The 21620-nt window shown below is 61.2% G+C and carries 28 protein-coding genes and 1 tRNA gene; 17 read left to right on the top strand and 12 right to left on the bottom strand.

Annotation, left to right across the window (positions count from 1 at the left end; all coding sequences use genetic code 11):
- Positions 1 to 3 precede the first annotated feature (3 nt).
- From JQ632_RS35130 to JQ632_RS35100, 7 genes are all read left to right on the top strand, one after another.
- Entirely contained in the window at positions 4 to 726 is a 723-nt protein-coding gene (locus JQ632_RS35130) for an ABC transporter ATP-binding protein (RefSeq protein WP_212407294.1), read from the top strand.
- Positions 723 to 1733, top strand: a complete 1011-nt coding sequence (locus JQ632_RS35125) for a branched-chain amino acid ABC transporter permease (RefSeq protein WP_212407293.1) — start codon at positions 723 to 725, stop codon at positions 1731 to 1733. Before JQ632_RS35130 ends, JQ632_RS35125 begins: the two co-directional genes overlap by 4 nt.
- Positions 1730 to 2815: a branched-chain amino acid ABC transporter permease gene (locus tag JQ632_RS35120; protein ID WP_212407292.1), complete on the top strand. Its 1086-nt coding sequence runs from the start codon at positions 1730 to 1732 to the stop codon at positions 2813 to 2815. The genes JQ632_RS35125 and JQ632_RS35120 overlap by 4 nt, the downstream gene beginning before the upstream one ends.
- 174 nt (positions 2816 to 2989) lie before the next feature.
- On the top strand, positions 2990 to 6097 hold the full coding sequence (locus tag JQ632_RS35115; protein WP_212407291.1) for an EAL domain-containing protein: 3108 nt from the start codon (positions 2990 to 2992) through the stop codon (positions 6095 to 6097).
- Positions 6098 to 6159: 62 nt separating this feature from the next.
- The gene (locus JQ632_RS35110; RefSeq protein WP_212407302.1) at positions 6160 to 7149 is read left to right on the top strand and encodes a diguanylate cyclase; all 990 of its coding nucleotides are present in this window, start codon (positions 6160 to 6162) and stop codon (positions 7147 to 7149) included.
- A 228-nt stretch (positions 7150 to 7377) separates the two neighbouring features.
- Positions 7378 to 7454 (top strand) — tRNA-Arg (locus JQ632_RS35105).
- Positions 7455 to 7490: 36 nt separating this feature from the next.
- The gene (locus JQ632_RS35100; RefSeq protein ID WP_212407290.1) at positions 7491 to 7886 is read left to right on the top strand and encodes a hypothetical protein; all 396 of its coding nucleotides are present in this window, start codon (positions 7491 to 7493) and stop codon (positions 7884 to 7886) included.
- A 32-nt stretch (positions 7887 to 7918) separates the two neighbouring features.
- On the opposite strand, the gene JQ632_RS35095 is transcribed toward JQ632_RS35100, so the two are convergent.
- The gene (locus tag JQ632_RS35095; RefSeq protein WP_212407289.1) at positions 7919 to 8746 is read right to left on the bottom strand and encodes a recombinase family protein; all 828 of its coding nucleotides are present in this window, start codon (positions 8744 to 8746) and stop codon (positions 7919 to 7921) included.
- A gap of 238 nt (positions 8747 to 8984) precedes the next feature.
- Between JQ632_RS35095 and JQ632_RS35090 the strand changes: the two genes are divergently transcribed.
- Both JQ632_RS35090 and JQ632_RS35085 read left to right on the top strand, forming a co-directional pair.
- Positions 8985 to 9221: a DUF6894 family protein gene (locus tag JQ632_RS35090; RefSeq protein WP_014491583.1), complete on the top strand. Its 237-nt coding sequence runs from the start codon at positions 8985 to 8987 to the stop codon at positions 9219 to 9221.
- Positions 9222 to 9698: 477 nt separating this feature from the next.
- Entirely contained in the window at positions 9699 to 9938 is a 240-nt protein-coding gene (locus tag JQ632_RS35085) for a DUF6894 family protein (RefSeq protein WP_409363532.1), read from the top strand.
- A 60-nt stretch (positions 9939 to 9998) separates the two neighbouring features.
- On the opposite strand, the gene JQ632_RS35080 is transcribed toward JQ632_RS35085, so the two are convergent.
- Positions 9999 to 10808 (bottom strand): transglutaminase family protein, encoded by an 810-nt coding sequence (locus tag JQ632_RS35080; protein ID WP_035701104.1) that lies wholly within the window; start codon positions 10806 to 10808, stop codon positions 9999 to 10001.
- Positions 10809 to 10826: 18 nt separating this feature from the next.
- On the opposite strand from JQ632_RS35080, the gene JQ632_RS35075 reads away from it, so the two are divergent.
- The 3 genes from JQ632_RS35075 to JQ632_RS35065 all read left to right on the top strand — a co-directional run bounded on the left by JQ632_RS35075 (position 10827) and on the right by JQ632_RS35065 (position 12698).
- Positions 10827 to 11201 carry a hypothetical protein gene (locus tag JQ632_RS35075; RefSeq protein ID WP_212407288.1) on the top strand — a complete coding sequence of 125 codons (375 nt, stop codon included), beginning with the start codon at positions 10827 to 10829 and terminating at the stop codon, positions 11199 to 11201.
- On the top strand, positions 11198 to 12205 hold the full coding sequence (locus tag JQ632_RS35070) for a putative zinc-binding metallopeptidase (protein ID WP_028160515.1): 1008 nt from the start codon (positions 11198 to 11200) through the stop codon (positions 12203 to 12205). The genes JQ632_RS35075 and JQ632_RS35070 overlap by 4 nt, the downstream gene beginning before the upstream one ends.
- A 310-nt stretch (positions 12206 to 12515) precedes the next feature.
- The gene (locus tag JQ632_RS35065; protein WP_212407300.1) at positions 12516 to 12698 is read left to right on the top strand and encodes a hypothetical protein; all 183 of its coding nucleotides are present in this window, start codon (positions 12516 to 12518) and stop codon (positions 12696 to 12698) included.
- A 14-nt stretch (positions 12699 to 12712) separates the two neighbouring features.
- On the opposite strand, the gene JQ632_RS35060 is transcribed toward JQ632_RS35065, so the two are convergent.
- From JQ632_RS35060 to JQ632_RS35050, 3 genes are all read right to left on the bottom strand, one after another.
- Positions 12713 to 12928 carry a hypothetical protein gene (locus JQ632_RS35060; protein WP_212407287.1) on the bottom strand — a complete coding sequence of 72 codons (216 nt, stop codon included), beginning with the start codon at positions 12926 to 12928 and terminating at the stop codon, positions 12713 to 12715.
- Positions 12929 to 12983: 55 nt separating this feature from the next.
- On the bottom strand, positions 12984 to 13226 hold the full coding sequence (locus JQ632_RS35055) for a hypothetical protein (RefSeq protein ID WP_014491576.1): 243 nt from the start codon (positions 13224 to 13226) through the stop codon (positions 12984 to 12986).
- Positions 13227 to 13322: 96 nt separating this feature from the next.
- Positions 13323 to 13532, bottom strand: coding sequence for a cold-shock protein (locus JQ632_RS35050; RefSeq protein ID WP_014491575.1), 210 nt, complete (start codon positions 13530 to 13532; stop codon positions 13323 to 13325).
- 449 nt (positions 13533 to 13981) lie between these two features.
- Here JQ632_RS35050 and rpsU point away from each other — a divergent pair, with 449 nt between their 5' ends.
- On the top strand, positions 13982 to 14260 hold the full coding sequence (gene rpsU, locus JQ632_RS35045) for a 30S ribosomal protein S21 (RefSeq protein WP_014491574.1): 279 nt from the start codon (positions 13982 to 13984) through the stop codon (positions 14258 to 14260).
- A 496-nt stretch (positions 14261 to 14756) separates the two neighbouring features.
- On the opposite strand, the gene JQ632_RS35040 is transcribed toward rpsU, so the two are convergent.
- The 3 genes from JQ632_RS35040 to JQ632_RS35030 all read right to left on the bottom strand — a co-directional run bounded on the left by JQ632_RS35040 (position 14757) and on the right by JQ632_RS35030 (position 15652).
- The gene (locus tag JQ632_RS35040) at positions 14757 to 15035 is read right to left on the bottom strand and encodes a DUF1488 domain-containing protein (protein ID WP_014491573.1); all 279 of its coding nucleotides are present in this window, start codon (positions 15033 to 15035) and stop codon (positions 14757 to 14759) included.
- A 61-nt stretch (positions 15036 to 15096) separates the two neighbouring features.
- Positions 15097 to 15393 carry a hypothetical protein gene (locus tag JQ632_RS35035; protein WP_014491572.1) on the bottom strand — a complete coding sequence of 99 codons (297 nt, stop codon included), beginning with the start codon at positions 15391 to 15393 and terminating at the stop codon, positions 15097 to 15099.
- On the bottom strand, positions 15386 to 15652 hold the full coding sequence (locus JQ632_RS35030; protein ID WP_209963056.1) for a hypothetical protein: 267 nt from the start codon (positions 15650 to 15652) through the stop codon (positions 15386 to 15388). The genes JQ632_RS35035 and JQ632_RS35030 overlap by 8 nt, the downstream gene beginning before the upstream one ends.
- 346 nt (positions 15653 to 15998) lie before the next feature.
- Between JQ632_RS35030 and JQ632_RS35025 the strand changes: the two genes are divergently transcribed.
- Positions 15999 to 16346: a hypothetical protein gene (locus JQ632_RS35025; protein ID WP_212407303.1), complete on the top strand. Its 348-nt coding sequence runs from the start codon at positions 15999 to 16001 to the stop codon at positions 16344 to 16346.
- Positions 16347 to 16460: 114 nt separating this feature from the next.
- Here JQ632_RS35025 and JQ632_RS35020 read toward each other — a convergent pair whose 3' ends face one another.
- Positions 16461 to 16706, bottom strand: a complete 246-nt coding sequence (locus JQ632_RS35020) for a DUF6894 family protein (RefSeq protein ID WP_014491569.1) — start codon at positions 16704 to 16706, stop codon at positions 16461 to 16463.
- Positions 16707 to 16981: 275 nt separating this feature from the next.
- Between JQ632_RS35020 and JQ632_RS35015 the strand changes: the two genes are divergently transcribed.
- Both JQ632_RS35015 and JQ632_RS35010 read left to right on the top strand, forming a co-directional pair.
- The gene (locus JQ632_RS35015) at positions 16982 to 17239 is read left to right on the top strand and encodes a hypothetical protein (RefSeq protein ID WP_014491568.1); all 258 of its coding nucleotides are present in this window, start codon (positions 16982 to 16984) and stop codon (positions 17237 to 17239) included.
- A gap of 91 nt (positions 17240 to 17330) precedes the next feature.
- Positions 17331 to 17696: a hypothetical protein gene (locus JQ632_RS35010; RefSeq protein WP_212407286.1), complete on the top strand. Its 366-nt coding sequence runs from the start codon at positions 17331 to 17333 to the stop codon at positions 17694 to 17696.
- 84 nt (positions 17697 to 17780) lie between these two features.
- On the opposite strand, the gene JQ632_RS35005 is transcribed toward JQ632_RS35010, so the two are convergent.
- Positions 17781 to 17954, bottom strand: coding sequence for a DUF3606 domain-containing protein (locus JQ632_RS35005; protein WP_080669711.1), 174 nt, complete (start codon positions 17952 to 17954; stop codon positions 17781 to 17783).
- Between the two features lie 1034 nt (positions 17955 to 18988).
- On the opposite strand from JQ632_RS35005, the gene JQ632_RS35000 reads away from it, so the two are divergent.
- Positions 18989 to 19201: a hypothetical protein gene (locus JQ632_RS35000; protein ID WP_212407285.1), complete on the top strand. Its 213-nt coding sequence runs from the start codon at positions 18989 to 18991 to the stop codon at positions 19199 to 19201.
- A 426-nt stretch (positions 19202 to 19627) separates the two neighbouring features.
- On the opposite strand, the gene JQ632_RS40540 is transcribed toward JQ632_RS35000, so the two are convergent.
- Complete coding sequence (locus JQ632_RS40540) at positions 19628 to 20026, bottom strand: response regulator (protein ID WP_212407284.1); 399 nt, start codon at positions 20024 to 20026, stop codon at positions 19628 to 19630.
- 3 nt (positions 20027 to 20029) lie between these two features.
- The gene (locus JQ632_RS34990; RefSeq protein WP_212407283.1) at positions 20030 to 20416 is read right to left on the bottom strand and encodes a response regulator; all 387 of its coding nucleotides are present in this window, start codon (positions 20414 to 20416) and stop codon (positions 20030 to 20032) included.
- Positions 20417 to 21620: the final 1204 nt, after the last annotated feature.

The following is a 21620-nucleotide window of genomic DNA, read 5'->3' as shown; positions in this document are numbered from 1 at the left end:
GGCATGAGCGAGCTTCTCAAACTCTCCGGCGTCCACACCCATATCGGGCGCTATCACATTCTCCAGGGCATCGATCTGGTCGTGCAACAGGGGCAGACGACCATGCTGCTCGGGCGCAACGGCGCCGGCAAGACCACCACGCTGCGCACCATCATGGGGCTGTGGCAGGCGTCATCCGGCGAGATCACGCTGTCAGGCGAGCGCATCGAGAGCTGTGCCACGCCCGACATCGCGCGGCTCGGCGTCGGCTACGTGCCGGAGAGCATGGCTGTCTTCTCCGATCTCACCGTGAAGGAAAACCTGGTGCTGGCGGCGCGCGACGGCCCGCTCGACGACACCCAGCTCGACTGGATCTTTGGCTTCTTCCCCGCGCTGCGCCGCTTCTGGCTGTCGCGGGCCGGCAGCCTCTCGGGCGGGCAGAAACAAATGTTGTCCATCGCCCGCGCCATCGTAGAGCCGCGCAAGCTTTTGCTGATCGACGAACCCACCAAGGGCCTCGCACCCGCGATCGTGATGGCGCTGATCGAGTGCCTGAAGGAGATCAAACGCAAGGGCGCGACGATCCTGCTGGTCGAGCAAAACTTCTTCGCCGCCCGCGAGCTCGGCGACAACGTGCTGGTCATGGATAACGGCACCATCGTGCATCGCGGTGAGATGGCCGCGTTGGCGGCCGACGTGCCGCTGCAGGAGCGATTGTTGGGCCTGAGCCTGGAGACGCATCAGTGACTGAGCTAGCCGCCAACGATCCGCTGCCGAAGCCGAAGCGCGATCTCGCGCCCGTCCTGATCCCGATCGCGCTGGCGCTCGCGATGATCCCGCTGATCGGCTCGACCAGCTCCTGGGTCACGCTGACGGTCGCGAGCCTCGCGATGGGCATGATGATCTTCATCATGGCCTCCGGCCTGACCTTGGTGTTCGGCCTGATGGACGTGCTCAATTTCGGCCACGGCGCCTTCATCGCGGTCGGCGCCTATATCGCCACGCTGATCCTGCTGCCCTTCGCCGCCGCGATGCAGACGGACTCCCTCTGGGTCAACCTCGCGGCACTGGCGCCGGCAGTGCTGCTCTCGATGGCGGTCTCGGGGGCACTCGGCCTCGTCGTCGAACGCGTATTGATCCTGCCGGTCTATGGCCAGCATCTCAAACAGATCCTGATGACCACCGGCGGCCTGATCGTCGCCGAACAGACGATGTATGCGATCTGGGGACCGGCGATCATCCCGTTGCCCCTGCCGGCATCGCTGCGCGGCTCGGTCATCCTGGGCGATGTCGCGATCGCAAAATACCGCCTGCTGGCGATGCTGGTCGGCCTCATCGTCTTCGTCGGGATCCAGCTCGTGCTCAACCGCACCAAGCTTGGCCTGTTGATCCGCGCCGGCGTCGAGAACCGCGAGATGGTCGAGGCGCTCGGCTATCGCATCCGCCGCCTGTTCCTCGGCGTGTTCATGACGGGTTCAGCGCTGGCCGGGCTCGGCGGCGTGATGTGGGCGCTCTATCGCGAGCAGGTCCACGCCTCCATGAGCGACGACCTCACCGTGCTGATCTTCATCGTCGTCATCATCGGCGGGCTCGGGTCGATCGGCGGCTGCTTCATCGGTGCGATCCTGGTGGCGATGGTTGCCAATTACGGCGGCTTCCTCGTGCCGAAGCTCGCACTCGTTTCCAACATCCTGCTGATGGTCGCCATCCTGATGTGGCGGCCGCGCGGCCTCTATGCGGTGACCAGCCGATGATGATCCTCTCCGGCGATCCGCCGCGCAGCCGCGTGCTGACCATCGTTCTCCTCGTCATCATCCTGGCGCTGGCGGCGACACCGTTCATCTTTCCGGGCGCCAAGGCGATGAACGTCGCAGCCAAGATCTGCATCTTTGCAGCGCTCGTCGCCTCCTACGACCTGTTGCTCGGCTATACCGGCTCGGTGTCGTTCGCCCACACCATGTTCTACGGCATCGGCAGCTACGCGGTCGCCATTGCGCTCTATGCCATGGGCCCGAACTGGGGTGCGGTCGCAACCGGCATCGTGATCGGCCTGCCCCTGGCCGCGCTGCTCGCGCTCGCCATCGGGCTGTTCTCGCTCCGCGTCGCGGCGATCTTCTTTGCCATGATCACGCTCGCGGTCGCCTCCGCCTTCCAGGTGCTGGCCTCGCAGATGTCGTGGCTGACCGGCGGCGAGGACGGCCGCAGTTTTCAGCTGCCGGACCTGTTGCGCCCCGGCACTGTGCTGATCCCGAAGAGCCTGTTCGGCTTCGAATTCAACGGCCGGACACTGACGTTCTATCTCGTCTTCGTGGCATCGGCCTTGATGATCCTCGGCCTGTTGCGCGTGGTAAATTCGCCGTTCGGACGCGTGCTGCAGGCCATCAGGGAAAACCGTTTCCGCGCCGAGGCGCTCGGCTTCCGCACCGTGTTTCACCTGACCTACGCCAACTGCCTCGCGGCGCTGGTTGCGGCGTCCGCCGGTATCCTCAACGCGCTGTGGCTGCGCTACGCCGGGCCCGACACCTCGCTCAGCTTCTCCATCATGCTGGATATTCTCCTGATGGTCGTGATCGGCGGAATGGGCACGATCTATGGCGCGATCATCGGGGCTGCGATCTTCATCCTGGCGCAGAACTATCTGCAATCGCTGATGGGCGTCGCCTCCAAGGCCGCCACTGAGGCCGGCCTGCCGCTGCTGCCGGGCCTGCTACATCCGGATCGCTGGCTGCTGTGGCTCGGCCTGCTGTTCATCGCCAGCGTCTATTTCTTCCCGACCGGCGTCGTCGGGCGGCTGCGCAATGTCGGCGCCGGCAAGACATCCGGCTCCGCGCATTAAGGGTGCGTTAATGATGCAGGTGCGCTCGCATCGTACAAGCCGGGAGCGATGCTGCATCGTTTCGCGGCCCGGGCCATCGCGCGTGCTCGCGCACAGGGATTAAGTCCCAAGTAACCGGCTTTCCTAAGGTTTAGGCCATTTGTGCGGTGTATGCATGTCCCCTTGGGAGGGGAGATGCGCCGGGCAATTTCCACGATGACGGGCCGACTGTCCTTGGCCGCACGCAACGGCTGGGAAGCCGTTCCGCGGGCAGGACCCGTGCTCTGGCTGACGCTCAGCGGCGCATTGCTCGTTGCCGGCATCTTCGTGGTCACCACTATGGCCGTCGGCGATTTTCGCGAGCGCACGCTGGCCAACCGCGAGCGCGAGCTTGAAAACACCGTCCAGCTCCTTACCCGCCATTTCGACCAGCAGTTCGAGGATTCCGACGTCGTCGCCGCCGATCTGATCGGGACGATGAACCTGCCGGAGATCACGTCGCCGGACATGTTCCGCGAGCGCATGTCGGGACCCGAGGCGAACCGGATGCTGCGCAGCAAGGTCAGCGCGGTCACCTATCTCGGCGACATCGCCATCTATGATGCGGACGGCGACCTGATCAACTGGTCGCGGCTCCAGCCGCTGCCCAAGATCAACGTCTCATCGCGCGCCTACTACCAGACCTTCAAGACAAACCCGCGATCCGAGCCGGTGCTGCTGGAATCCGTGCGCAGCTTCATCCTCGGCAAATGGACCACCGTGGTCGCGCGCCGGCTCAGCGGACCTGACGGGGAGTTCCTCGGCATCCTGGTGCGCCGGATCGACCCCGACAGCTACCAGCGCTACTTCGCCTCCGTTGCGCTCGCGGAAGGCGCGGCCATTTCGCTGTTCGATCGCGAAGGCAAGATGCTGGCCCGCTATCCGCATGTCGAGGAGCTCGTCGGCAAGAGCTTCAAGGATGCGCCTTTGATGCGCAAGGTGCTGACCGAAGGCGGCCAGCACACGCTTCGCGTCAAGAGCCCGATCGACGGCGAGGAACGGCTGGGATCGGCGGCATCGCTGACGCATTTCCCGCTCGTGATCGTCGCAACCAACACCATGTCGGCGGCGCTCGCCGACTGGCGCGACCAGACCGGCTTCATGATCACGGCCGCCACGCTCGCGGCCTCGGTGATCGCGTTCATCCTCTATCTGATCATTCGCCAGATCCGGCAACAGAACCTCGAGGCCCAACAGCGGCTCGAGGCGGAACGGCAGCGGCTCGACACCGCCCTGAACAATATGTCGCAAGGGCTCGTGCTCTATGATGCGGCCGGCCACATGGTGACCTGCAACCGGCGCTACATCGACATGTTCGGCCTGTCCGCCGACATCGTGAAGCCCGGCTGCCATTTCCGCGAGGTCATGCAGCATCGCCAGGCCAGGGACAGCTTCGAGGGCGACGTCGAGGGGTTCTGCGCCATGGTCATGGACGGCGTCGCCGAGGGCCGCGTCTCCCGGAAGGTGATGGAGCTCTCCGACGGCCGTGCCGTCCAGATCATCAACACGCCGCTCGCGCAGGGCGGCTGGATCGCGACCATCGAGGACATCACCGAACGGCGCCTGCTGGAGCAGGAGCGCGACCGCAACCACACCTTCCTGCGCGAGATCATCGACCACATCCCGTCGCAGATCACGGTCAAGGACGCCCGCACGCGGCAATACCTCCTGATCAACGGAGTTGCCGAGCAGCAGTTCGGCCAGTCCCGCGAAGCGGTGGTCGGCAGGACCGCGTTCGACATCTTCCCGCAGGCCTCCGCTAGGATCGTCACGGCCGATGACGACAAGGCGCTACAATCGGCCGACGGCCTGTTCAAGCACGAACACCCCTGGCAGACCCAGGCGCTGGGCTTGCGCTACATCACCTCGCGCCGCATCGGTATTCGCGACAAGGCCGGCGAGCCGCGTTACCTGATCCATGTCGTCGAGGACGTCACCGAGCGGCGCCGCGCCAACGAGAAGATCGCGCATATGGCGCATTACGACGCGCTCACCGACCTTCCCAACCGCTCCCTGTTCCGCGAACAGATCGAGCGCGAGCTCGAAAAGGTAGCGCAAGGCGAGCAGTTCGCCCTGCTCTATATCGACGTCGACGAGTTCAAGGGCATCAACGACTCCCTCGGTCACCATGTCGGCGACGAGCTCTTGAAGGCGGTCGCGGGCCGGATCCGGAGCTGCCTGAAGCCGGGCGACCTGATCGCGCGGCTCGGCGGCGACGAATTTGCCGTGATCCAGACTGGAATCGAATCCTCCGCGGACACGCTGGCCTTCGTGACGAAGATCCACGAGGCGATCCGCCGGCCCTATCACTGCCTCGGCCACCAGCTCTCGACCGATGCCAGCATCGGCATCGCGCTGGCGCCGCAGGACGGCACCGACCTCGACCAGCTCATCAAGAACGCCGACCTCGCGATGTACGGCGCCAAGGCCGAGGGCCGCCGGACCTATCGCTTCTTCGTGCCCGCGATGGACGCGAGCGCCAAGGCACGCCTTGCGATGGAGCAGGATCTGCGCCAGGCCATGGTCGATGTCGGCTTCGAGCTGCACTACCAGCCGCTGGTCAATCTGCGCAGCAACGAGGTCGCCGGTTGCGAAGCGCTGTTGCGCTGGCGACATCCGGAACGCGGCATGGTCTCGCCGGCCGAGTTCATTCCGGTCGCGGAAGATACCGGTCTCATCACCGAGCTCGGCGACTGGGTGCTGCGCACGGCCTGCATGGAAGCCGCGACCTGGCCGGCCAATGTCCGCGTCGCGGTCAACGTGTCCCCGGTGCAGCTCAAATGCGAGACGCTGGCGCTGAAGATCGCAGGCGCGCTCGCAGCCTCCGGGCTCGACCCGCGCCGGCTCGAGCTCGAGATCACCGAGGCCGTGCTGATCCGCGACGACGAGGCCGCGCTGTCGATCCTGCATCAGTTGCGCGCGATCGGCGTGCGCATAGCGCTCGACGATTTCGGCACCGGCTATTCGTCGCTCAGCTATTTGAAGCGCTTCCCGTTCGACAAGATCAAGATCGACCGCTGCTTCGTCGCCGATATCGCGGAGGCAAGCGGCGCGCCGGTCATCGTGCAGGCGGTGGTCAACATCGCCGCCGCAAGCCACATGACGACGGTGGCCGAAGGCGTCGAGACCGAGGCCCAGCGCGAGATGCTGCGCAATCTCGGCTGCACGGAGATGCAGGGCTATCTGTTCAGCGCACCGAAGGCGGCGGCCGACGTCCGGAAGCTGTTCGGCGGAAGCGCCGTACAGGTCGCGGCGGTGGCCTGACCGTGCCGAAATCGTCCGCCCCCAAAAGTTTCGCCGTCGCGCATTCCTATGCCGTGCGGCTGATGCAGCATCTCGTCGTCCCGACCTTCGTGATCGATCCGAAGCGCCGTGTCGTGATCTGGAACCGCGCCTGCGAACGCCTGACCGGCGTCGCGGCCTCCGAGGTGATCGGCACCACCAAGCATTGGCAGGCCTTCTACGAGACCAAGCGCCATTGCCTCGCCGATCTCGTCGCGCTCGATCTGCCCGAGCAGCTTCCCGAGCTTTACTCGGAATATGCCGCGCGCGGCCATAACGGCCTCGGCTTCAGCGCCGAAAACTGGTGCGTGATGCCGAAGCTCGGCAACCAGCTCTATCTCGCCATCGACGCCGGCCCGATCCATGACGACGCCGGCAACCTGATCGCCGTCGTCGAGACCTTGCGCGACCTGACCGACCAGAAGCGCGCCGAGATGACGCTGAAGGAGCTCGCCACCAAGGACGGGCTGACCGGGCTGTCCAACCGCCGCTCCTTCGACCAGATGCTGATGTCGGAATGGTCGCGTGCCCAGCGCACGCAACAGCCGCTGTCGCTGCTGTTCCTCGACGTCGACCATTTCAAGCTGTTCAACGATCTGCACGGCCACCAGACCGGCGACGAGTGCCTGCGCGCGGTCGCCGCCGTGGTCAGCCGGCACGCCTGGCGGCCGCTCGACCTCGCGACCCGCTATGGCGGCGAGGAGTTTGCGCTGATCATGCCGGAGATGAGCAGCAATGACGCCTGCGCAGTCGCCGAGGCGATTCGCAACGCGGTGACGGACCTGCGGATCACCCATGGCGCCGAGGGCGCCGGCGAGCACGTCACGCTCAGTGTCGGCGTGGCAAGCCACATTCCCGGCGAAGACGACGACCGCCCCGACCGCCTGCTGGGATCGGCCGACCAGGCGCTCTACGCCGCAAAGCGCCTCGGCCGCAACCGGGTGATCTCCGCCGAACAGATGCTGGCCGAATTCGCCCGGCTCGACCGCGGGGCATTGCAGGTTCCGGGCTCCGCCTCGCGCAAATCGGCCTAGTCCGATATCGCCGCCGGCGGAGGTTGCCGACCCCTCGCCAATCGGCTAAATGAGGCCTCGCTGCACCCGTAGCTCAGCTGGATAGAGCGTTGCCCTCCGAAGGCAGGTGTCAAGTCTGCTCGTGCGAAAAGCGAGGAAGAAAGAGTATTTAAGTGCAAAGGCTTGCGAGGGTGGCGCGTCGGGGTTAACTCAGTCGCGAAATCTGCGTAAGCACTGCGTAAGCAGCAAGCACCCGTAGCTCAGCTGGATAGAGCGTCGCCCTCCGAAGGCGAAGGCCACACGTTCGAATCGTGTCGGGTGCGCCACTTGCGTACAAAACTGCGAACGTTGGGGTTCGTGTTTTGATCGCCAGCGATGACCTGTTCCAGGGTCGCCCTGTCACCCACGATGCGGATGGCATGGTCGTCGACCTCCACCCGATCCACCACGGACTTGATATAGGCCTTCCGGAACGGAATCGGGCCGGCGGTGATGTTTTCCCGCATGAGCCTGCCGAACCGCTCGATGGCCTGGTCGTCGAAATTTTGCGACGCTGGTCGCAGTTTGATGCGGTCCAGGGCCTCCTTGGCCCGATCGCGGTCGGTCTTGAGAGCCGCCAGGCGGTCTTTCAGGATGTCGTCCAGTTCGGTGAGGCCGTTTTCCACCATCGCGTAGAGACGCTTCAGCTTGTCTTCGGCAGTAGTCAACTCCGACCGCAAATTGGACACCCGCTGATCGATTTCGGCCGCTTGTTCTGATCGCCGGTCCGCGAGCTTGCCGAGAACGAGCTTCAGCCGTTCAGGCTGAAACAGCCGCTCGGCAAGGTTCTCCACTCCACCACGATGGCGTCCAGCTTGGCCATCGGGATCGAACGGCCCTTGCAGCCGGTCTTGCCCTGACGTGCACAGGTAGAGCAGGTGTAATATTTGTGGACCCGCCCCGTGGACGAGGTCCCGGTGCGTAGCGTCATGGCGCCGCCGCAGCCAGCGCAGGTGGCAATCCCGGTCAGCAGGATCGGGCCGGTCACGACGCGGGGCGCAGTCACTTTGGGATCTCGCGTCTTGAGGGTCGTTGAGACGGCCTCGAACTCGGTCCTCGGAATGATTCCCGGCACCTCAACAGTAACATGCTCGTTGACGGGTTTCGGCTGCTGGGTCCTGGAGTCCCGCTTATTGAACACCCACTCGCCGATATAGACGGTGTTGGTCAAAATCCCGTGCACGGTCGCGACGCCAAAGCGGGCGCCGCGGCGGGTGCGGTAGCCGCGCTCGTTGAGCCAGGAGGCGAGGTTCTTCACGCCGAGCGGTCCCGACGTGCCGTCTCCCTGGCGATACAAGCGGAAGATCAGCTTGACCGTCTCAGCCTCCACGGGATCGACGGCAAGCTTCTTCTTGATGCGGGCGCCTCGTTTGTCGACTTCAACGGTCTTGTATCCGAGCGGGATGGGCGAGCCGTTGTAGAAGCCCTGCCGTGCGTTCTCGACCATGGCCTTGCGGACGTGTTTGCCATTCTCGCGGGATTGGTATTCGTCGAACAGGCCGATGATCTGGCGCATCATCACCTGCGCGGGATCATCGCCGAGTTCCTGGGTGATGGAGACCAGCCGCACACTCGTCACGAAGACTTACCGGCCCGATCCGGTGCGGCGGGTGATATGGCTCGAATTCGATTCTGAGGCGCTTACGGAGGCAACCTGTCCAAGTTGCCGCTGCTTAGACCCGGCTGGCCCCGGAATCTCTGGCAACCAAGTTAGAGCTGGCGTATTGTCTTCCGATCACCGGCCGAGGCTTGTCCCGTAGGCGTCGGTGACTGAGAGACCGAGAGCGCTCCCGCCTGCACGGAAGTGGAGTGCTCTTATGGAACGCTATTTCTTTGACATCCAGAGTGGCCGCGAGTTTTTCGCCGACGAGGAAGGACTACGACTGCCCAATCAGAAGGCGGCTGAAGTTGAAGCGATGCAAACGCTGACGGGGATCGCCAGAGAGTCCGTGTTCAAAGGCAGTCGTCCAGATTTGGCGGTTGAAGTGCGCTCGATGACTGAACGGCTTTTCTGCGTATCGATCGTCTATCGAAGTGAGAGCACGAAACATTGAGGCTGCCTGTGAGAACAGACGCCTCCATCTCGACTGGGTCTCCGGCTCCAGTTGGAGTACTCGACTAGCCGTGAGGCTGTCCAAAAACATTTCTTCAATCATGTCTGGTCGGAGCGCCTTCGAGCACATATATCAAGGTCGTCACCGCCCCACCCGAGGCAACCATCGGTGATGAGAACGCCTGTCGCGCTCCCGCCCATTCAAGGGAGAAAGCCGTGCAGGTTCGTAGCGAGTCTCAATCTTCGACATTCGAATACCGTCTCACTCAAGAGGCGATCAATTTGCGCCAGCAGGCTCAAGAGATGCCTGTTTGCGTCCGGCGCGCCGAACTACTTCAGAAGGCCCGGCAGATCGATGTTGCCCTGGAGGTGAACAGGTGGCTCAGTTCTCCGGGACTTCAGCCGCCAATGTAATTCGAATCCTGGATCGGCTTGCGGACCTCTCGCGCTGGCGCAGACATCTTTCCAACAGGCGCTCATGATGATCCGATATTTCTTCGATATCAGAGACGATCGGGAACTGTACCCGGACGAAGACGGAATAGAGTTTTCAACGCAACGTGAGGCCGAGATGGAGGCGGCTCACACATTGGCGGGACTGGCCCGCGATTTGGCCGGTGAGGAACACCGGCCGGACGTTGCTATCGAGGTTCGAACGGAAGCCGGGCACGTATTTCAAGCCGCGTTGACCTTCGAAGCGAATAAGGCCGGGCAATAGTTCTGTCTTTCGCGGTTCCGGGGATTCGATATGGACCGTCGCATTGCAGCCCTTTTGCGATCAGCCGGTGAGTTCGTCGGCCCAAACCTTGAAACTTAGCAACGTGTTGGGTCCGAATGTCTGGGTGATCGGAACGTCGGCGGCATCGCGGCCCTGCGCGATCAGGACGCGACCAATCCGCGGAATGTTGTTACGTGGATCGAACGTGTACCAGCGACCACCGATATAGGCTTCGCACCAGCCCGCGAAATCGCCGGCGGCATATGGAGGCGCCATGCCGATGTCACCGAGATAGCCGGTGCAGTAGCGCGCAGGAATGTTCATGCAGCGGCAGAACGCTATAGCCAGATGTGCATAGTCCCGGCAAACGCCTTTGCCTTCGTTGAACACTTCCCAGGCGGTCTTGGTCGGGCGGGCGTGCTCGTAGCCGAAAGCAATGTGGTTATGCACGAAGTCGCAGATCGCCTTGACCCGTGCCCAACCGGGCGCGGTCTTCTCGAACAACTTCCACGCCACGTCGGTAAGTCGGTCAGTCTCGACATACCGACTGCCGAGCAAATATACGATGGTGTCCGACGGAAGATCTTCCACTGCGTGCTGTTGGGCCGATGGTACGATCACGTCGGGTAGACCGCTATCTCGGACTGTGCCGTCCGCCGAGAGGCGCATGCGGCCGGCTGGCGCGACAAGACGACTGCACCAATTCCCGAAACCGTCGCGGTAGGGCGTGATCGGCACCGACGGCTCGCTGACAAGATGATCGGGCAGGACAATGTCGGATGCCCGTGTGAAGTGAGTGCCGACAACTGCGATAAGAGGGGTCGGTTGCGGAAAGTCGTAGATCATCTCGAAGCCGACGCGGATCTTCATGGAAGTAGCTCCAAAGAGATGATTGCGATCGTTACGAACCCCCATTTGGGCATCGTCACCGATGAAGGCTGCGAGCGCTCGGGTGTGAACAGTATGCCATCGCTGTCCCGACCGCCAGCCGTATGCTCGATTGAGTGGAGAACATCCGCCCAGCGCCTGACCGGAACCCGTTTCAAACTGAAGGCTTTGTTGAAGATGAAAATGCGATCCGGAGTCACGCCCATGTCCATTCAACCCACGCAAGACTGGGGGGCGCGGCCTGTATCTGAGAAGGCCTCTTACCAGGGCGCGCGTCGAACCGTGAGCGAGGTTGATGCTGATATTCTGAGGAAGCGCGCGTTGAAGAAGCAACGTGCGTTGATCGACACCCTCAATGGTCGTGCGCCATCATGAGAGATTTCAAATGTCCTCATTGCGGGCAACTATCGGCCTTCGAGCTCTCCAAATGCAACGGCTGCATGCAGCCGTTGATCTTCGATCCCGAGAATATGGCGATGATCGGTGCGGAAAGTGCCCTTGAATGCGTCAATCGGAATATCATCGGTTGCAACTGGTGCGCGGTTTCCACGACTTCCTACTGCATGTCCTGCTCCCTGACCCATGTCATTCCCGCCACACAGAATCCCCGTAACGTAGCCCTTTGGAAGCGCGTGGAGGAAGCCAAGCGCAGGCTGATCTACGACCTGAGACGGCTTCGCGTGCCGATCGCGTTCGCGGGTGGATTTCGCCTGGCATTCGAGATTCTCTCGGACGAGCATGGGCCGGTCCTGACCGGTCACGAATCCGGCCTGATAACGCTCAACCTTGCGGAGGCCGATGACGTACAACGCGAGATCAGGCGTGTTTCCTTTCGCGAACCCTATCGCACCCTGCTTGGTCACTTTCGACACGAGATAGGGCACTTTTACTGGAATGCCCTGATCCACGAAGCGGGTTTTCGAGCGCCGTTTCGGCTGGTGTTTGGCGACGAGACAGAGAACTACCAGGCAGCGCTTGCCTATTATTATGCCCGTCAGGATTGGTCTTGCGATCCGGCGAGTCACATTAGCATGTATGCGACGTCTCATCCCTGGGAGGATTGGGCAGAGACTTTCGCTCACTTCCTGCACATCGTCTCGACCCTGGATTCCCTGGCAGGACTTCCGTTGTCGTTGGACGCGCGCGGAAAGCACACGCTGAATGACCCGTATCTGGAAAGCGATTTCGGTGCGCTCCTTGAGTTGTGGACCCCGCTCGCTCTGACGATCAACCGCCTCAACCGCTCACTTGGTCTTGCCGACGCGTACCCGTTCGACATTTCACCCGCAGTCGAAGGCAAACTGCACTTGGTGCATATGGCGATTACCGCCTTCAGGAATCGGCAAGGAAACGCGCACACAACGCCGATGATGTGCTAACCTGAGTTCTGGTGGAAGCGCTTAGCTCGTGAGCGGCGCCACACTGGTTGCGATTTTAGCTGAACGTCTGGCAGACGAGCGGCGGCGTGGGCTTCGGCTCGCCCCTCGGGAACATGCGTCCCGCGAAAGCGTTGATAACTATAGGCAGCGTCCGCTTGCCGTTGTTCGACAACGCGCTGAGACCTCGCGAAAGATCTGGCGCAAAGCGGAGCGTTCACGCTGATCCGCTCCCGGCAAATATCGCTTGGGCTGTCATGGCGAATATCCGAGCCCCAGACCGGCGCTGATCCAATTCCTGGAGATCAAAATGATGAAAAACGAAGCGAAGGCTGCCCGGCATCTGCGGGAGGCGAACAACGCGTTCAAATTGGTGCGAACAGAAAAACCAATGACCGATTACGCGAAAGATCAGCAATCCCTGCTCGATAATCACGAGCGTCTGAAGGCGGCCCGATTGGCGCGTGAAGCCAAGCCGAAAGACTCCCGGGCATAATCGTCGCTCTCGATTTAGAGCATCGAGAGCACGACGATTCCGTTTTCGAGCTCGCCGGAGGCGAGCCGCGCACGGGCTATATGCTCGAATTCTTGTCGATATTTGTGAAGATAACTGAAGGCCTGCTTGTCGGTCTGAAACGTCGTTGTAAGCCTGCACATCTGCCGTGCTGCGCCAAGCGCAAGCATGAAAGTGATCGTTCCCCCGCCGTCTGCTTTGACTCTAGGCATCCACCCAGCCCGTGCAATTCGGTTTCACGATGATGCCGTGCGATCGCGAGTTCGACTATCGCGCCGACCTGTTTTTGCGCTTCGTCGGTGCGGGCGCAGGCAGCGATGCCCGAAACGCGATGTCGGCAACTTCCTTGGCCTCACGCAGCTCGCGGAGGCGCGCCATGTTCTTTCGCACCTCGATGGCCTGCCGTTCCGCGTCAGCCAATGCCCGCGCGCCGTCTTCAGCGGCCAATCGCTTGCGGTTCGAGCGCGCGATGCCTTCGGGCGACGGCTCTGCCGATTTCCTGGCGATCATCCTCAACCCGCATTATGAAGAACAAAACCCGCTCCATCCGAAGATCGAGCGGGCAGCCTGTCGTTTCAGTACATCCGTGAAAGCGGCGTCGACAAATCAGGCCAGCGAGAGGTTTTCGGCGCTCACTTTGCCGCGCATCTTGTCGGTCTTGGCCTCAAAGTTAACCTTTTGGCCCTCGGCGAGACCCGCAAGGCCAGCCCGTTCGACCGCGCTGATGTGAACGAACACATCATTGCTGCCGTCGGTCGGCTGGATAAATCCAAAGCCTTTTTGGCCGTTGAACCACTTAACAGTACCTGTCGTCATTTTCATTCTCCAAAGCGCGCGAGCGCGCATCGCGTGACGAGCACGCGATTACTTCAACTTCGTCGATGTCTTTGGAAAAGGAGCCCGCGGGCGCGTTCAACAAGGCACAGCGGCTAATCGAATTTCTTTAATATATATCATTTTCGGCTTTTTGCAAGGCACACTCAAAATTGTTTCCGAGAGCGCTGCTACACGAGCGCGTGTGGGCGAACGTTCCTTTGCGATCGAGGGGCTCCAAACGACGTGTGGGAACGGCTCTATCCATTGACAGCGCGGCTGACAGTGGTCACGTTGCTCTACCGAACTTGATTGCCGTGACGCATAGACCGGCTTGTTCGAGGCCGGCGGAAGAAGACGCCGTCACTCCCATCATCGCAATCGCCACGAGACTCCTGCGCAATTGGCTGCATGCAGGACTTGCGCATTCGCAGCCCAGCGAGGAATGTCAATTGCAGGTACTTGTTCGCGACAACAATGTCGACCAGGCCCTTCGTGTTCTGAAGAAGAAGATGCAACGCGAGGGTGTCTTTCGCGAAATGAAGCAGCGGCGCTCATACGAAAAGCCTTCCGAAAGAAAGACGCGCGAAAAATCCGAGGCTATTCGCCGGGCCCGTAAGCTCGCTCGGAAGCAGGCCATCAGGGAAGGTTTGCTGCCGGCGCCCCCGAAAAAGAAGCTTCCCGAGCGCAAGCCTCCCTTGCCGCAGATCGCCGGCAAGGAGCGCGCGTAAACGGGAATGCGCGTAGAGGAACGTTATTGCCATAGATTAATTGCCATGGTGGTTGCGCCGAGTTCGACGCAGCAAAAGCGGGGGTGCGTAGCTGCCAGATTTCAGTCGCGGTCTGTAATCCAGGAGATCGAGATGACGAAGACGGGCACGAGTGATCATCGCATTCTGACCCAACGCGCGCGTACCGCTCACCTGGCTGGCAAAGTTATAGACGAGAGGGCGGACAATTCTGCGAAGGGCGATGATCAAGCGATGCGAAGGCAGCGTTTGATCGAGGGACCATCGGAGTTCAGGGCCGTCCGCGTCGATCGTTCAAGAAAAACTATTGATCGTTAACTGGCCTTCAGTCGCTTACGGGTTCCTTGCGACGTCCAGAACGCATTGACGTTGTCTTGAGCATCGGCCTGTCGGTCTCTGCTGGGCGAGTTATCGGGCGCCGGGGCCAACTTGTGAAGAATTCGCCTAAGCGATTCCCAGATCACGACATGGCATGTTGTTAGGTTCTGAAATCGATGCCGCGCAGCACGATACCCCGAGGATCTCCTTCAAGTTCCGTCGCTCGATACTTGCTGGCCGCGCGGGCCTCGATGCGGTCGCGTAGGCGGACGAATTGGGCTTCGCGCTGCTCGGGGCGGACCTGCGGGCCGCGCTCAAGATAGTCCATCGCGGTGGTCGAGATCGCGCAGGGAATTTCCTTACCGCCGTCCTGCATCGAGAACAGCACGATCATCCGGTCATATTCGTGGCCGATGTAGCGACCGCTCGTGAGCGTCATGGCTTCCTCCTTTAAGTGACCGTTGCTGGCACGATCGCGCGTGCGGAGAGTTGCTCTGCCGTCAGTCCTCGCCCGAGAGCCGGACGAAGTCGTCGAGCAACGACGCGACCAGCGCCCGGTGCCTCGTATCCTCGGCGGGCAGGCTCGCGGCATAGAGGTTGAGCAGGTGCCGCGCCTTGACCGCAGCCTCCGGCCAGGAAGCGGCGGGCACCGTCATCATGCGGTGTTCAAGTTCGGCCTCCCGCTCACGCAATTCCCTGACATGGGCCTCGACATCTGCCAGCGCGCGGCGCAGATCGGTAGCCTTCTGCGCAGCCATGCCGCGATGCTTGTCGAGATCTACGGGATGGTCAGTCATGCGCGGCGCTCGCATCCGCAGCCTGCGCATTGGCGAGATCGACTGAGCCGATCGAGAGCATCTCCATTGAGTCGCGAACGCCTTCCGCCGGCACCATAATCATCGTCGCGATGCGGCGATAGGCCGAGAAGGTGAGACCCTCGATCGTTTCTTCATCAGTGATGACCTCGTAGGCGCCGGCGGGCAGCAGCCGCTCGATGCCGCGGATTCGGAACGGATGTCTGAACGTGACGGTCTCTCGCCGTGAGCGGATGGTCATGCACGCCTGCCTTTTTGCAAGAGGGGCCCTAACCGACCGACAGCGACGACCATGCGCCCGTCATTGAGCAATAGCCAGCACATTCGCCATTGCCGCGCGCTGACGTCGCAGTGCAGCCTTGCCCGAACTGCGTTTTAGCACTCGCTATTGGCGCCTCGCAGGCGTAGGGTTGTCGCATCACCGCACTTCTCAACGGCATCGACCGGTGACTGAGGGTCACGTGCGCTCCCGCCGAAAGAGTTGCAGGAGCGCTCGATGTCGCGTATTCGCGCCTCGGAATGGATGGTCCCGCCGGTGATCGTTCCGTTATTCCTTTTGCTTCTGGTGTGTGCTGCGGCCATCCTCAATGGCTAAGGCAACGCGCGTGCCTTACCTGGTCATGGGGACCAACGAATATGGCGGCGCCAATCTCGGCCGTGGCAGCGCGATCGTTGCACTGCGGCTCGCGCGAAAGCTGGTGCGCGACGGTTACATGGATGTCCGCGTCTGCACGCCTCGCGGGCGCATCCTGCAGTCGGACGAATTGAAAGAACTTGAACCCCAACAGGAGATGGACGTCATGGCCAAGGGACAGCAACGCGGCAATCGCGAAGCCAAGAAGCCGAAGAAGGAAAAAGCCAAGGTGATCGCAGCACAGCCCAGCCGGAAAGAGGTCGCCTGGCAGCCGGATTTCGGGTCGGCAAAAAAGAGGTAGGCGGCGCAGTCAAGCGTGAGGCGGACGCTTGGCCGCTATTGCGGCGCGACGAGGGGCCACCTCATGGATGCTCGAAGGTGGATCGAGGAGCAACGACGGCACCCATAGGCCCTGTCACTGTTGCCGCCCTCCGTCGCCAAATTCGAACCCCACATGCATCACGGGACCGGCGTCGTCCCGTACCGCAATTGCCATATGGCGCTTTGAAGAACTGCCAGATTCATACGTCGCATCCCGTGCCATGTCGGCCAATGACTTTGCCGCCTCAACCTGCGCCGCCCGAAAGTCAGCAAGTTCCAGACCTTCCTCGTCAAGAAACAGGCCGTCATCGTCGACGAGATCGAAATAGTACCGGGTCATGACGCACTCCGGAGACAGACGGGAGTTCCATGTGCCAGCGACCGATGCCCCTTGTGCAGCCTCGATCGGTGATGGAGGACAAGAGATGTGGCAGAAAATGGTTGCTGGTCCGACGGCCCGCACGAGGATCTCAAAGTCCGCTGTCTAGCCTGGCACACCTGCGTAAGCTGCACGGCAGCCTTCGGGTGACTATCACTGCGTCGACTGCGTTGCGTGGAAGGCGATCGTTGTTGTTAGCTCCGCGCTGGTGTCGAAGATAGATCGGACAACAACGGGTGATCGTGCTATCGGCATTGATGGAAAAGATCTTGGTGGTCGGCGCGATCCTCTTCTTGTCATCCAGTGCTAATGTTCGAGCGGCCGAGCAAGCGCCTGCTGCAACAGAAATGTCAATTCGCGACCAGATCAAGGCCGCACGCGCTAAAGATGTATTGGAAGAGAAATCAGCATCGGTTGCGCGCCCATGGGATCGTGACGCGTCCGGCAAACGCCCATGGGATACCGCGAAACCGACTGAGCCTGTGAAGCGGTGAAATACCTTGGCGCAGCGTGCGGCCCCGAGGTGAAGCCTGTCGAGCATTCTTCTACTGTTTTGTTTGCCGGTTGGGGCGCCATTTGCTGAGATTGATCAAGCTCACGTTGGCAGCAGCCATTGCGCTCGCGCTGATTCCCCATGCCATGAGATACTATGCTTTTCCCCGCGACCGTCTGATTCAGATCGCAAAGCAGTGCGAGAATGATGCAGACAAGTTAACGGCCTCCGACGCGGCAAAATGGACGGAAGCTCACAACGGTGGGACAAATAATCCGTATCGAGCGCAAAGGGACGCTCGAGTCGAGATCTGCATTAAGGCGGACGGCTGGTGTTCAATGAGTGATGACCGGCCGGCAGTCAGTAACCCAGCCATGTTCGCGCCGCGTGATCCGGTTGCCCGGGCGCTATATCGTTGGCGATACGCCGACGAATCTGGAAGCATCTGTCGCGATTGAGCTACTGGGACAATCGAAAAGACAATCAATCGCGTCGCAAGACAATGGAGACAAGACTATCTTCATGCCCGTCGCTGCTGTTCGTTACTTCAAAGTAGCGGCTTCCTTGGCGATAGCCGAGATTGAAATGCCCGATTTGCGAAGGACGCTGCTAAACTGCTCATCCGTCAGCTTGAGCCGCTTGCGCAGGATCTTGACCTGCACCTTGTCTCTCAAATTCAACGAGTTGCGGAAATGGGTTGGCTTCGACCTGTTCATGATATTTCTCTTGCTTGGAGGGATGGCTTGATCGCGACTAAGCGGGCATTACGCCGCTCCGGCCGCGATGGTGACTGTCCTGCTCCTCGCAAAATTTCCGCCGCCGCAGAGGCAACAGTCCCCCCAGACCGGCGTTCCCCCATTTCGGAAATATCTAGGCCCGTAGCGCTAAGGTGGGCTTGGCCGGGGATCGCAATTAGGATGGACCGGCTTCCCCCGCCGGCCATAATCTGCAAATCTCGCGGTATTCGGAAAAGCTGCCCTGGACACCACACAATGTCCGTGTCCACATTTCGGTCCCTCGGCCGACAATTGTGCAACTCAACAACTGCCCAAATTGGGCTCCGCCCCGCTCACAAGCCCCGGTTCTTGTTCGGGAAGCACTCGCTTCCTAAACTCGACCACTTGTCAGGCATGTTCATTTTATATAATAACTTCAATGATATATGAGTTCGCAGTTTTGTTCTGAATGGCGCGCCAGTTTTTCTTGTCTCACAGCCCGATATGCGCGCGTCCCGTGCTGAAATCCTGGTTCTGCATTTATCGACCAAGTAAGCAAGCTGGAGGAAAATCGTCCCCGAGTGTAGATACCTTGGCAACTGACGACGTCGGTCAGAATCTCGAACAACAATTGCTTCCAAAAGTGGTAGCCTTGGGCACTCCCAAGCTGCGCGCGCCGATCCGAGTGGGTAGGCCGGCACAAAGGGACTCTCGTGCGTTGGCCGCCGGCAGGTGCACAGCGGGTTTCTCTGAGAGCTCACCTTAGCCGGTAGGCTGATGCCAGGCGTACGGTGGCGCCTGCCGGATTCAGGCCGGACGAAGGGGAACAGAACGTCCTGATGCTGGAACGTCGCAGAAGGGGAACGGTCCGCGCAACCCGGCGGGCGGAAAGCCGGTGCGCCTGCACTCGGCCGATCATCGCGCGGCGGCGTGAGCGAGGGGTTTCGGAATCGCGCATTTGCCCCTAAGCCCGCATTGCCGTCCGCCCGCGCTCATCCAAGAAGATCCGTTGTAAGCATTAACGGACTGTTTCCATGACCGACATCGCACAGTTGAACCAGGGTCGCTTCTATTGGGTACTCGTTCGCTCGAGCACGAAAGACCCGGAGTGGCAACCGGCGCGCTTCACCGGCGTTGCTGGCCACGGCGCCGGCGCGGCGTGGGACTTCATCGGCTTCAACAGCGACGTCTGTCACTACTTCGTCGAGGTTATCGAGATCGGCCCCGAGATCACAGACGGTCCCTGATTGAAGTGAATGCCCCGAACCCCCTCACGCTGAAATTCCACCGCCAAACACTTCGCGACGCCATCGAAGATCAGGTCCATCTGGCCAAGGTCTCAGGGAAGCGGCACGACCCGTGACTTGAAAGCTAACGGACCAGCTCGCCCCCTGTCGTGTCGAATGGTCCGACACGCGGCTCGCGCACGCATTCCCAGACTGCGTCGGGATCAAGGTCGATCCCGGCCGCTTTTCTCCGGTGCGCCGCTGCTCGATGAGCAACTAAGATCAGCTCTCAAAAAAGCGCGACCTGCACCGCTTGTCAGCTAACGCAGCTCGTAAGCTATGCCGTCGTGATCGCGATGGGGCCCTGGTCGCTGATGCCCGCCGCGTGGTTGGATCTGCCAGCTGTCCTGAGCCAGCGCGCGACCACGAGAAATGCAGAGGTCAGAATCAGTCGTCACGTCTATCGGGAGACCGTTGGTCTCGACCCGCAAGCAGTCGCCGGATGTGATCAAGCACCGATCGATAGTCTAGGCCACCTTCGGGCGCCTCATTACACAGGTCGCCTGCCAGTTGCAGGACTTTAGCAATAGTGCCGCCGAGCAGAAGCTTGATAGTCGGATGGTTGGTCCTCAACCAGGACGCCAGGGTAAATCCGCCCTCACTCGGCACGCCTTTCACGTCCATGAGCACAACGTTTATGCTCTCTCTTCCAGTGGAAACTGCTCTACGCGCCTCGGCGGCATTGACCGCCTCCAAGACGCGATAACCGCAATCGCGGAGATATTGAGCAAGGGGCTGTCGCACAAGAATGTCGCGCTCCACTACCAAGATCGTTGCAGGTTCCATTTATCACCGTATTGAGCTTGTGATGAGCCGTACGACTCCCGTCGGCTCGTATGGCTTGGGTACGAACTTTCCTAACCGGCTCGCCGCGCCCTCCAACTCCAGGTTTCCAGAGCAGATAAGCACCGGCATCAACGGGTACTTGGCCCGAACCCGTTCGGCCAGCGCGAGCCCATCGAGAATGCCCGGTGTCTGGATGTCAGTGAACACCAGATCGATTGGCTCGCCGGATTCGATGAACTCCATCGCAGCATCGGCGCACGCGGCCTCGATTACCTGAAAGCCGGCGTGTCGAAGCGTCGCGGCAATGTCTATGCGGACGAAAAGCTCATCTTCGACGAGCAAGACTCGGGCCGGCCCCGTATCGAGCTCTTGCAAGGGAACCACCCCCATGGCTGGCCTCCGTTATCGAACTTTCAATGGGGTCCCGGGCCCTTTGTTCCTGGCCAGCCCCACTGGGACAACGGTTCCCTTCATTTGCACTCACACACGACCATCATCAGGCCGCGCGAAAGTGGCACCCGTCGAGAGACGCTTTCGGCGGTCGATCGCGCGGTCCTGTTGCGAGTTCGTCAAACCAGACACGCGCTCGAGTCCTGAACGTCGGCATTCCCTTGATTTACTTTCCGTCACGGCGCCGCGCCCCACATCGGCGCCTCGATCGTCATATCGGTCGCGAATAATGTGCCGGCGCGGGACCGTCTTTGGCGCACGACATTTCGGATTCCAGCTCCCCCGCAATGGAGGCATTCCGGGCTGATGCAAGCGCGAGCCTCTTGCGGGCACTTATCTGGTCATCGGTATCGGCACGTTGCCGCGAGGGGCAATTGCGTCAGCCACATCATCTACCTCTGCTCAACACTTGAGCTTGCCGGAACCAAAGGATGACGCTTCGATGAAGTGGCGGGTCCTTGGCGTGACACCTAGTCTTCTCTAAGACTAGCCTCATGCCATCCACCGCAACGGGGCCCCCGTCGGACGTATCACCCGGCGGGGGTCTTGCCTTTGTCGTTTGTCCGGCGTCGCTAGACCGATCTCATGGCAACGGAGACAGATTATTACATCATGACCTTCGAAACCGGCGACAGTCTCGGTCGTTGGGGCTGGGAACTGAGGCGGCGCAGCAGGCCCATGGGAGTGAAAATCGGCGATCGCGGTTACCAGTCCCAAACAGCGGCTGAATACGCTGGCAAAATAGCCCTCGCGAGATTCTTGGATGAGCTTGCAAAGGAAGAAAGACGGAGCCGTTAGCTGGCGTCACTTGTCTGGGGTGGAGCAGTTCGCATTGCCTGCCCGCGTTGCTATGATACCCGCTGGGCCTGCGAGGCCCATCCCGCCTCGGGAGTGAGGCCCGCGCGCATGCTGGTGCGGAGCGCGGCTGGCGCGCTCTGCCCGTATGCATCGCGCTGGCCAGGGTCTCCCCCCAAATTTGCATAAAGCGCTGAAGTTTAATCGGAGACTGTGGTGCACCCTTTTTTGCCGAAGCGAAATCAAACGAGCACCCAAATCCGAAAGAAGTGCGTAAGCATCCGCCCAAGGCCGCGGAGCCTCTTCTTTTTGATCGGAGCCGGTGCGGCGAGGACATGGCTCCGGTGCG

It is taken from the genome of Bradyrhizobium liaoningense (assembly GCF_018130955.1).
Lineage (GTDB): Bacteria > Pseudomonadota > Alphaproteobacteria > Rhizobiales > Xanthobacteraceae > Bradyrhizobium > Bradyrhizobium liaoningense_C.
The sequence above is the reverse complement of the archived record's forward strand: the minus strand, read 5'-3'. Positions and strand labels throughout refer to the sequence as shown.

Coding starts and splice junctions, on each gene's coding strand:
- JQ632_RS35130 (WP_212407294.1), top strand. CDS start 4: ATGAGCGAGCTTCTCAAACTCTCCGGCGTCCACACCCATATCGGGCGC.
- JQ632_RS35120 (WP_212407292.1), top strand. CDS start 1,730: ATGATGATCCTCTCCGGCGATCCGCCGCGCAGCCGCGTGCTGACCATC.
- JQ632_RS35115 (WP_212407291.1), top strand. CDS start 2,990: ATGCGCCGGGCAATTTCCACGATGACGGGCCGACTGTCCTTGGCCGCA.
- JQ632_RS35110 (WP_212407302.1), top strand. CDS start 6,160: ATGCAGCATCTCGTCGTCCCGACCTTCGTGATCGATCCGAAGCGCCGT.
- JQ632_RS35090 (WP_014491583.1), top strand. CDS start 8,985: ATGGAACGCTATTTCTTTGACATCCAGAGTGGCCGCGAGTTTTTCGCC.
- JQ632_RS35085 (WP_409363532.1), top strand. CDS start 9,699: ATGATGATCCGATATTTCTTCGATATCAGAGACGATCGGGAACTGTAC.
- JQ632_RS35080 (WP_035701104.1), bottom strand. CDS start 10,808: ATGAAGATCCGCGTCGGCTTCGAGATGATCTACGACTTTCCGCAACCG.
- JQ632_RS35075 (WP_212407288.1), top strand. CDS start 10,827: ATGATTGCGATCGTTACGAACCCCCATTTGGGCATCGTCACCGATGAA.
- JQ632_RS35070 (WP_028160515.1), top strand. CDS start 11,198: ATGAGAGATTTCAAATGTCCTCATTGCGGGCAACTATCGGCCTTCGAG.
- JQ632_RS35065 (WP_212407300.1), top strand. CDS start 12,516: ATGAAAAACGAAGCGAAGGCTGCCCGGCATCTGCGGGAGGCGAACAAC.
- JQ632_RS35060 (WP_212407287.1), bottom strand. CDS start 12,928: ATGCCTAGAGTCAAAGCAGACGGCGGGGGAACGATCACTTTCATGCTT.
- JQ632_RS35055 (WP_014491576.1), bottom strand. CDS start 13,226: ATGATCGCCAGGAAATCGGCAGAGCCGTCGCCCGAAGGCATCGCGCGC.
- JQ632_RS35050 (WP_014491575.1), bottom strand. CDS start 13,532: ATGACGACAGGTACTGTTAAGTGGTTCAACGGCCAAAAAGGCTTTGGA.
- JQ632_RS35040 (WP_014491573.1), bottom strand. CDS start 15,035: ATGACGCTCACGAGCGGTCGCTACATCGGCCACGAATATGACCGGATG.
- JQ632_RS35035 (WP_014491572.1), bottom strand. CDS start 15,393: ATGACTGACCATCCCGTAGATCTCGACAAGCATCGCGGCATGGCTGCG.
- JQ632_RS35030 (WP_209963056.1), bottom strand. CDS start 15,652: ATGACCATCCGCTCACGGCGAGAGACCGTCACGTTCAGACATCCGTTC.
- JQ632_RS35025 (WP_212407303.1), top strand. CDS start 15,999: ATGGCTAAGGCAACGCGCGTGCCTTACCTGGTCATGGGGACCAACGAA.
- JQ632_RS35020 (WP_014491569.1), bottom strand. CDS start 16,706: ATGACCCGGTACTATTTCGATCTCGTCGACGATGACGGCCTGTTTCTT.
- JQ632_RS35005 (WP_080669711.1), bottom strand. CDS start 17,954: ATGAACAGGTCGAAGCCAACCCATTTCCGCAACTCGTTGAATTTGAGA.
- JQ632_RS35000 (WP_212407285.1), top strand. CDS start 18,989: ATGACCGACATCGCACAGTTGAACCAGGGTCGCTTCTATTGGGTACTC.
- JQ632_RS40540 (WP_212407284.1), bottom strand. CDS start 20,026: ATGGAACCTGCAACGATCTTGGTAGTGGAGCGCGACATTCTTGTGCGA.
- JQ632_RS34990 (WP_212407283.1), bottom strand. CDS start 20,416: ATGGGGGTGGTTCCCTTGCAAGAGCTCGATACGGGGCCGGCCCGAGTC.